This is a genomic window from Rhodococcus sp. (in: high G+C Gram-positive bacteria) (genome assembly GCF_049299235.1).
Lineage (GTDB): Bacteria > Actinomycetota > Actinomycetes > Mycobacteriales > Mycobacteriaceae > Rhodococcus.
Map to the genome: position 1 here is coordinate 1 of NZ_JBAQXC010000184.1, position 2,814 is coordinate 2,814.

The 2,814-nt window shown below is 61.9% G+C and carries 3 protein-coding genes; all 3 read left to right on the forward strand.

Going from position 1 to position 2,814, the window contains the following annotated elements; genetic code table 11:
- The first annotated feature begins 477 nt into the window (after window positions 1-477).
- The 3 genes from WAX14_RS11210 (at window position 478) to WAX14_RS11220 (ending at window position 2,363) form a co-directional block, all read left to right on the forward strand.
- Window positions 478-624 carry a hypothetical protein gene (locus WAX14_RS11210; protein ID WP_422628153.1) on the forward strand — a complete coding sequence of 49 codons (147 nt, stop codon included), beginning with the start codon at window positions 478-480 and terminating at the stop codon, window positions 622-624.
- Between the two features lie 193 nt (window positions 625-817).
- Window positions 818-1,423, forward strand: a complete 606-nt coding sequence (locus WAX14_RS11215; protein ID WP_422628154.1) for a transcriptional regulator — start codon at window positions 818-820, stop codon at window positions 1,421-1,423.
- 589 nt (window positions 1,424-2,012) lie between these two features.
- Entirely contained in the window at window positions 2,013-2,363 is a 351-nt protein-coding gene (locus WAX14_RS11220) for a hypothetical protein (protein ID WP_422628155.1), read from the forward strand.
- Window positions 2,364-2,814 lie beyond the last annotated feature (451 nt).

Genomic DNA, 2,814 nt, shown 5'->3' on the forward strand with positions numbered 1-2,814 from the left:
ATATGCATCTGCCGGAGTTGCGTGCCGCGCTCGACCGGGAGGCGATGGTGGTGCACACTGATCAGGTGAACGCTGCCTGAGTTTCACGGGGCCGCTGCTGAAGTTCCACGAACTTCGGGACATCCTCGGCGCCTGCCGGGAACACGGAATCAACCACACGTCAGGTGATCGAAACTGAGCCACCAGAAACAGAATTCCCATTGCCGGGACGCAGCCGGTCCCGCTGCGACACATCGCACGCGGCCACTACCCAGGCAAACACGGTCGCCCTACATGACGTTGCCGCCGGCCACCGGCGAACCACTACAGCGCACAATGCACCGGTGCCGCGAAACTTACTGCGCACCCGCTATGTTGGTTGCCGTCACCGACGGCAGCCGTCCATAGCGACTCCCGGAGCGGGGATCCCCCGCCATCCCCGGCCCCGTCCGGCGATGCCGGGACTCACCACGAACACCACGGAAAGGAAGACCAGCCATGACCGACACGAGTACCGAGGTACAGAACCTACGCACCATCCTCGCAATCCTCGACGACTTCTTCGCCGGCGGCGCCGACGACATCGAGCTGCTCGACGGCCTGCGTGACCAGATACGCGGCAAACTTGCCCGGAGCGGGCAATAGCCAGCATCATCACCGTCAGTGCTCCGTCACTCCCGATTCGTTCGAACCTTCCACCGCCGATCCGCGACCTTTCGCAGACCGGACATACTTCTTGGGGAATACGTTCCTCTAGCGGTTTTTGCACTAGAGGTCGATTTACTCTACTTAGCTATGTATATTCTCTATCCGAAGCTGCCGCAGCGAGAGGATGAACATGGCCCCCAAGCTCATTCAGAAGAAATCCGACCACAACGCAACTCTGACCGTCAGCCGACCGAAGGCGGCCGAACTGCTCAGCACTTCGGATGCAAGCGTGCTGTTCCTGCTCGAATCGGGCTACCTTCCCGATCTCGATGCGAGCAGGCTGATCACGATGGCGAACTACCCCCTGCTGTACGCGGGCGGCGACTACCCCGTCTTGCAGCAGGCACTCTCGTCCACAGTCGATCCGGAACCATATCTCCAACGCACCAAGATCGGGGAAAGTGCCGATCACACGGACGCCGAGTGCGTGCTCGCCAACCAGGGTGCATGGACCAATTTCCGTGACTCCGATGTCCTTGCCGCACGATTCCTTCCGGTGACCCTACGGAAATTCACTGTCTCGGTCCTGCATGTCACGGGAATCCTCGGCTACATCGGCGACCGCACTGTCTACGACGCCACCCTAGCCGGCCGTGTACGCGAACTGGGCAGGAAAGAACTCAACTTCATCGATCCCAGCCTCGCACTTGAGGATCAGGAGATCGTTCGAACCCTACTGGCCTCCCGCAGCACCTCGAATGTGCCCGGTCCGTGCGGGAAGCTCAAGATCCTCTGACCATCGACGGACAACGCCTGTGGCGCCGAGAACACTTCGGGGCCACAGGCGTTTCTGCGTCAGTCGATGGTGTGGCGGACGCCCGGATCGGCGGCGGAGTGCCACCGGACGACCGGGACAGCACCTCGTGCCGCCACGACGTGTCCACCGGAATGCAGACCCCGCTTGTTCGGGACTGATGTGCCGGGATCTCAAGGGTGCCCGCGAGGCGGGCCCGCGCCGCGATCTGGATGGTGTCGGCCCTTCCCGCGCCGGACATTCGGGATGGCGGTATATCCCGCAGTACCAGGCGGTGCGGGCGAGCGGTGCTGCACTCGGCGCGACGACGAGCGCCCACGCCTCGACGACAGTCAGGGGAAGCAGTCCCTCTCGAACGGTGATTGCGCTGCTACACAGCGCCGTCCAGTCGATTGGGGTTTGTACACGATGTCCGATTCATCCCGGGTGCCACGTGGAGCCGGGCAAGTGGGTGCCGCTGTCGGTCTGAGTCCCGCTGTTCTGCAGCGTGTCCGAGTCGGCGCGCCGCCCGAAGCACCGAGAATCCCCTCCGCCCGCCGGGTGGCGGGCACACGACGAGGAGAATTACCACGTGAACGCAACCAACTACACGGACCAGTCGCGTGAGGTCGGCCGCATGTACCACGTGACGAGTGCGCAAGCCGCCGCCGAGATCATGCGCCTGATCCGCTGTGTAATGAAGGACTACGGTGCGTCATCGATCATGTTCCGGGAGTCGTCGGACCACTCGGGTGATGTGAACCTGATGGAAGTCGGCGGGAAGATCTTCGACTATGACAATGAGCCGAAGATGGTGGCGACCATCGATGCGATCGTAGATGCGACGGTCAAGAACGGCCCTGCATTGCTCGAGGTGCTCAAGGACGATGGGAAGGTGACGTCCGCCTGGAATCTCGACATGGAGTGGACCGTGTCCCTGTAGGCCGTCGGTTGAGCGCGGGGCGACCCGACCGCGTAGCAGGTCAGATAGCTACCTGCTGGCACCATGAGGGCGCATATCAGTTGCTCGGATCCCGCAGCATCGCCTGCCGGGTCGAATAGTCACGGAGCTGCGCAAGGCACTAGAGCAGTCCCACGGAGAGAACCTTGCCCTCCGTCGCGAACTCCAACGCCGAGGATGGGCCAACTGACTCAAAACCGAGATCGTTGAATCCATCTCATCAACGAAATTACCAGCGGATAAATGAGGTTTTCGATGAAAAACCGTTGATAACTGAAGGACCGGGATTCCTCCCGCAGCGCTACACGCCACCCCGGTGGGTTCCTGTTTCACCGGGACTTACCTCCCGCTAAGCGGCAGGATTTACGGTCCCTCCGCAGGCGTTTAGCCTCTCCGCACGTCCTGCGGCGAGAATGTTCTTCGCGGCGTTGAG